This window comes from Flavobacterium undicola (genome assembly GCF_009909155.2).
Taxonomy (GTDB): domain Bacteria; phylum Bacteroidota; class Bacteroidia; order Flavobacteriales; family Flavobacteriaceae; genus Flavobacterium; species Flavobacterium undicola.
Genome location: NZ_JAAAPM020000060.1, coordinates 1 through 6,078, shown reverse-complemented (window position 1 = coordinate 6,078; position 6,078 = coordinate 1). Strand labels below are relative to the sequence as shown.

Below are 6,078 nucleotides of genomic sequence, written 5' to 3'. Positions count from 1 at the left end.
TTTGCAAGCTTCATCATTTGGCAATTCTTTTATAAAGTTTAGTATGCTTTGTCCTTCAAATACTTCCATAACGACTGTTTTTAAAGACATAAAAATACAGAAACTAAATGACTAACTCAATTATTTATATTTTACCAAAATACATAGCTTTAACAATACCATCTGAAAGTCCAATTTTAGGAACATAGATATTTCTGGCTCCACTCCATTTCATGGCATTTAGATAAATACGAACGGCTGGTATAATTACGTCGGCACGATCAGGGTTTAATCCTAATTCAGAAATTCTTTGATTGTATGTTAACGAATTTAAAAATGCGTACTGGGAATTGACATACAAATAAGACAAGGGCTTATCTTGCATTTTTCCTGACATTTTAAATAATTTATTGATATTCCCACCAGAACCTATCAAGGAAACTTCATCAAAATCAGTAATATTTGTTTTAATCCACTTCTCAATTTCTTGCCATACAATATCACTAACCATTTCATTCAATAATCGAACAGTACCTACTTTGAATGACCTAGAAATCACTATTTTACCATCAGAAAACAAGGTAAATTCAGTACTACCACCACCTACATCAACAAACAAATAGGTTTTATCTGTTTTCAACAAATGATGCAAATCAGTCGATGCAATGATGGCTGCTTCTTTTTTACCATCGATAATTTCGATTTTAATATCGGCTTTTTTCTTAATAAGCGCCACAACTTCCTTTCCATTATAAGCTTCACGCATTGCGGAAGTTGCAAAAGCTTTATAAGATTCCACTTTGTGAACTTTCATTAACAGATTAAATGCTTTCATAGCATCACACATTCTATCTGTATTTTCTGTAGAAATTTCTCCTACGGTAAAAGCATCCTGACCTAAACGAATAGGAACACGTACAAGAGAACTTTTATTAAATTGTGTTTCTTTTCCTTCCTGCTCAACAATATTGACAACTAATAATCGCATGGCATTAGATCCAATATCGATGGCGGCGTATTTTTTTATTTTAATCATTATCCTTTATATTTTTATCGCTTTGGTTAAAGAATAATTTCTTCTAACAAACCCACTTTCCTTTGATAATATTTGTACGTTTCAATTTGTGCTCTAAATACATTTTTGCCGTCATTGCTACGGTATTTGTTATCTAAACTATAAGAATGGAAACGCACTTTTACATTTCCTTTCCACGCTATGTCAAAGTTTTCAATCAATTCATTTTTAATATCCTGATCATAAATAGGACAAGTTACTTCTACTCTTCCATCTAAATTTCGAGTCATAAAATCGGCTGAAGATATATAAACTTCAGTTTGACCACCATTTCCAAAAATATAAATACGAGAATGTTCTAAGTAATTATCGACAATACTTATGGCTTCAATATTTTCACTCATTCCTTTAATTCCTGGAATCAAAGAACAAATTCCTCTGACTTCTAATTGAATTATAACTCCTGCATTACTGGCTTCATACAATTTATCAATCATGGCAAAGTCTGACAAACTATTCATTTTTAGTTTCATGTAAGCTTTTCGACCTGCAAGTGCATGAGAAATCTCTCGATTAATAAGTTTATAAAATTTAGAACGCGTATAATGTGGTGAAACAATCAAATGCTTGTAACGATGTACTCTATAGTTAATATTAAAAAATTCGAAAACTTTTGAAATATCTTTCAAAATTTGTTGATGACTGGTAAAAAGGGTCACATCTGTGTAAATTTTAGCAGTAGCTTCATTGAAATTTCCAGTAGAAATAAAACCATAACGTTTGTTTTTTCCATTTTCAATTCTCTCAATAACACATATTTTACTATGTACTTTTAATCCTTTGATACCAAAAATAAGATCAATTCCTTCCGTTTGCATTTGTTCAGCATAGGAAATATTTGAAGCTTCGTCAAAACGAGCTTGTAATTCTATTTGAACAGTTACTTGTTTACCATTTTTTGCAGCATTGATTAATGAGCTAATAATTTGGGAATTTTTAGCTAATCGATATAAGGTTATTTTTATTGAAGTTACTTTTGGATCCAAAGCAGCCTCTCTTAAAAATTTGGTTAGATAAGAAAACGATTGGTAAGGAGCATGCAAAAGATAATCTTTTTTACTAATTTTCTCTAAAATACTGCCTTCTTGATTAAGTTCTGGTATAGGTAATGGTAGGTTTTTTTTATAAAGTAAATCAAATCTTCCTAAATTTGGAAAATCCATATAATCTCTCCTATTATGATATCTTCCACCTGGAATTATACTATCTGTAGAAACAATTTTCATTTTATCTAAGAAAAATTCCAAGGTATCATCCCCTATCAATTGATCATAAATAAAACGAACTGGCTCCCCTATTCTCCTGTCTTTTACACTCGTAGATATTTTTTCAAGCATACTTTTACTCAAATCACTATCAATATCTAATTGAGCGTCTCGACTAATTTTTATCATGTGAGCAGCAATGCTCTCACAATCAAAAATATTGAAGATACTTTTTAAATTATGTCGAATTACATCATCAATAAGAATTACATAATGCTTATGATCATTTGAAGGTAAAACAACAAAACGATTCATTGTTTTAGGAATTTCTATAATGGCATAATGAACAGCTGCGTCTTTTTTCATGACCAATTTAACCGCCAAATAACCAATGTTGTCTTTTAACAAAGGAAACTCGGCCAAATCATTCAATATGATTGTCACTAATTCAGGACTTAACGTTTGAATAAAGAAATCTTTCAAGAAAACTTCTTGTTCATCTGAAATTTCATTCTCGTTGATAATTAAAATATTCTCAGTTTCCAGTTTAGATTCTATTTCTCTTAGTATCGCTAAACTTTCTGTCTGATGTTCGATTACAATTTCAGTAATATCTTTTACTAATTGCTGCGCCGAAATACCTCCTAAGATTTTTTCTCCAGTTTTCCCAGATAGACTTAACCTACGAATTGCAGCAAATCGAACTCTAAAAAACTCATCTAAATTATTGGAAAAAATCCCTAAAAATCGTAATCTATCTAATAATGGTACCGAATCATCTGCGGCTTCTTGAAGTACTCTGGCATTAAATGCTAACCAACTTTTTTCTCTATCAATATACTTTTGATCAAACATTTTTTATTTTAAATCTTTTGGAATTATTATTTTTTTGGTTTTACCTTTATTTATTTCTCCCCAATTATCAGTTTCAAATTGCAACGAGACAAAGCCACTGGTAGGAACATTCTCTATAAATATATCCCCAAATTTATTAACAAAATTTGTAATTGCAGCATTATGTCCAAAAAGAATTACACTATCGAATGTATTCGCACAAGATTTAATTATATTTTCTAATTGCTTTTCTTCAAAAGTGTATAAATCATCTTTGTAAACAATATTTTCAATCGGATATAATATATTTTGTGCAAAAATGACTGCTGTATCCGATGCTCTTTTAGCTGGACTACTCCAAATGATATATTTTTTAGGAATATGTTTTTGAATATTCAAGGAAACCAAATGGGCATCCTGCATTCCACGTTGGTCTAAAGGTCTGTCAATATCTTTTAATGGCATATCCCAATTCGATTTTGCATGCCTGATTAATACTAAATTTTTCATGGAAAACGAATTTAAGTGAAATTAAATCTAAAACTGAAATCGAACTTACAATTTACAAAAGAAAAGCGAAAGATTCTGATTTTATTTTTTCCTTTTTTACTTCTAGATTTTTTTCTTATTTCTTGAAAGATAAATATTAATATTTTTTTTCACTGAAATCAAAATTACTTAAGTTTAAAACAGTATTCCTTATATTTAAAAGTAATCAAAAACTTATAAAAATGCATTTTATCTGATTTTTTAGACACTTTATCGATGTTTTTTTTGGTGTTAGGATTTTTTAATCCTAAATTTGAACTACAATTTTACAAATTATTTAACACTGATAATCATCACAAATAACATCATACCTGAAATTGTAAATTTTTAAGGAGTTAAAACAGGTCAATTAAATAATGAGATAAAATCATAAATAAAAAAAACAAAAATTAACATCTAATTTAAGCTTTTTACGGAATTCAAATACTGACAACCAAGTTTTTAGGTTTTATTTGACAAAAAACGTCTTTTAACGAGTATTTAGGTTGTTTAAAGAGAAAATTTACTACAGAAATTTAATGTAATTAGATTCGCTTTAAATTATAGATTACCCTATTTTTTAAATTTGAGATATAATACTTAGCTCCAAACCTACTAAAAACTGATTATATGGAAACGAAAATTACTCAACCTTTTTGGATTATATTTTTACTGTTTGTAATCCTACCCTTTTCGGCAGTAGGACAATGTCCCAGTAACTACGTAACCAATCTAGCAGCTAAGACAATTAAATTTCAATTTGAAGCAGGAAACGGTGCGGCTGATGGAAATGTAGCATGCGATTTTGTTCGTGTTCATGGGGGTACTGGCACAGACCCTTGTTCTGGGGGATCTATAACCGTAGCTGGAGTAACCTATAATTATACTGGAAATACTGGAGGCGGTAGTAGTGCTCCAATTATACTTACTTATACAACTACACAAACACTTAATACTGTACCTTCTAATATTGAAATCGCTAAAGCTATTGGTTGTGGTCAAATTCCAGACGATAATTGTTTCGAAATTTATTTTCAAGATATAGAAACAGGTCAAAATTGTAATTCGAGTAATAGTAAATTTTCAATGACAATTAAAGATAATGGATGTGGTCCTTATACTTTACAATCAAGTGGGAATTCTGCATTAACTTTCCCAACTTCAGGTATAACAACAGGGACATATACTACATCAACAATTAAAGCTGGAATTTATATATTAATATTCAAAGATAAATTTAGCAAAGAACATGTAATTATTTATAATCATATAACTGAGGTGGGAACTTGTGTAAAACAATCTAACTTAGATATAGTAAAAACTATTACTTCTGGGAATCCATATTACTCGGCGGGAAACATAATAACATACTCATATTCTGTTACTTCAGACGCACCTATTACCGCTCCTTTTGTAAATGATGATCATATAGTAGGTAATATCACTACCCATACAGGTGATACAAATAATGATGGTATTCTCCAAGTTGGAGAAACTTGGAAATTTACAGCATCCTATACAGTTACACAAGCGGATATCGAAAGTGGTTCTGTGACGAATTTGGCATTTGCTAGGGGATCAGATGTAAACAATTTACCAATTTTTTCTGATGTTGATGATGCGACAGCACTTTTAACTACTTGTGTTGCGTCTGCGGGATCGGATGTTACTATCAACTGTACTAATACAAGTGCTCAACTATTGGCTACTGGAGGAGCTTCTTATTCTTGGAGTCCTTCCACAGGATTAAGCGCAATCAATATTGCTAATCCAATTGCTACTCCTCCTACAACAACAACTTATACCGTAACTGCAACAACAGCTAACGGATGTACTGCAACTGACCAAGTGGTGGTAACTGTTAATAAAATTGCGCCAACTGCTTCTATTATTTCACAAACCAATGTGTCTTGTTTTGGAAACACTAACGGTAGTGTGACTGTTGCCGGATCTAATGGAACTTCTCCATATACCTATGCCAAAGACGGAATAACTTTCGGTTCAAGCGGAACTTTCAGCAATCTTGCTGCAGGTTCTTATACCATTACCGTTAAAGACGCTAATGGATGTACCACAACTCAAGGAGTAACAATCTCTCAACCTGATGCACTAAGTGCAACTGTAGCAAAAACAAATGTTACATGTAACGCTGCTGCTGATGGAACTATCACTGTAAGTGCGCCTCTTGGTGGATACGGAACTTTTGAATACCGCCTTAATAACGGAACTTGGCAAACCAGCGGTAGCTTCAACGCTCTTGCTCCTGCTACTTATAGTGTACAAATAAGAGACAAAGCAAATCCTAATTGTGTAATTGTATTGGGTGACCAAACAATCTCTCAACCTGATGCACTAAGTGCAACTGTAGCAAAAACAAATGTTACATGTAACGCTGCTGCTGATGGAACTATCACTGTAAGTGCGCCTCTTGGTGGATACGGAACTTTTGAATACCGC

General features: G+C 31.8%; 4 protein-coding genes. 1 reads left to right on the top strand and 3 read right to left on the bottom strand.

The features are described 5' to 3' along the window. Positions 1-124: 124 nt before the first annotated feature. The 3 genes from GTZ96_RS17970 to GTZ96_RS17960 are packed head-to-tail and all read right to left on the bottom strand — an operon-like array spanning position 125 to position 3,603. A complete protein-coding gene (locus tag GTZ96_RS17970) occupies positions 125-1,015 on the bottom strand; it encodes a Ppx/GppA phosphatase family protein (RefSeq protein WP_161645277.1) in 891 nt (296 codons plus the stop codon). Positions 1,016-1,041: 26 nt separating this feature from the next. Then, positions 1,042-3,114 (bottom strand): polyphosphate kinase 1, encoded by a 2,073-nt coding sequence (gene ppk1 / locus GTZ96_RS17965; protein ID WP_161645276.1) that lies wholly within the window; start codon positions 3,112-3,114, stop codon positions 1,042-1,044. Between the two features lie 3 nt (positions 3,115-3,117). Beyond that, the gene (locus GTZ96_RS17960) at positions 3,118-3,603 is read right to left on the bottom strand and encodes a SixA phosphatase family protein (RefSeq protein ID WP_161645275.1); all 486 of its coding nucleotides are present in this window, start codon (positions 3,601-3,603) and stop codon (positions 3,118-3,120) included. Between the two features lie 648 nt (positions 3,604-4,251). On the opposite strand from GTZ96_RS17960, the gene GTZ96_RS17955 reads away from it, so the two are divergent. After that, the coding region (locus tag GTZ96_RS17955; RefSeq protein ID WP_181033228.1) for a SprB repeat-containing protein at positions 4,252-6,078 on the top strand (1,827 nt) is incomplete at its 3' end.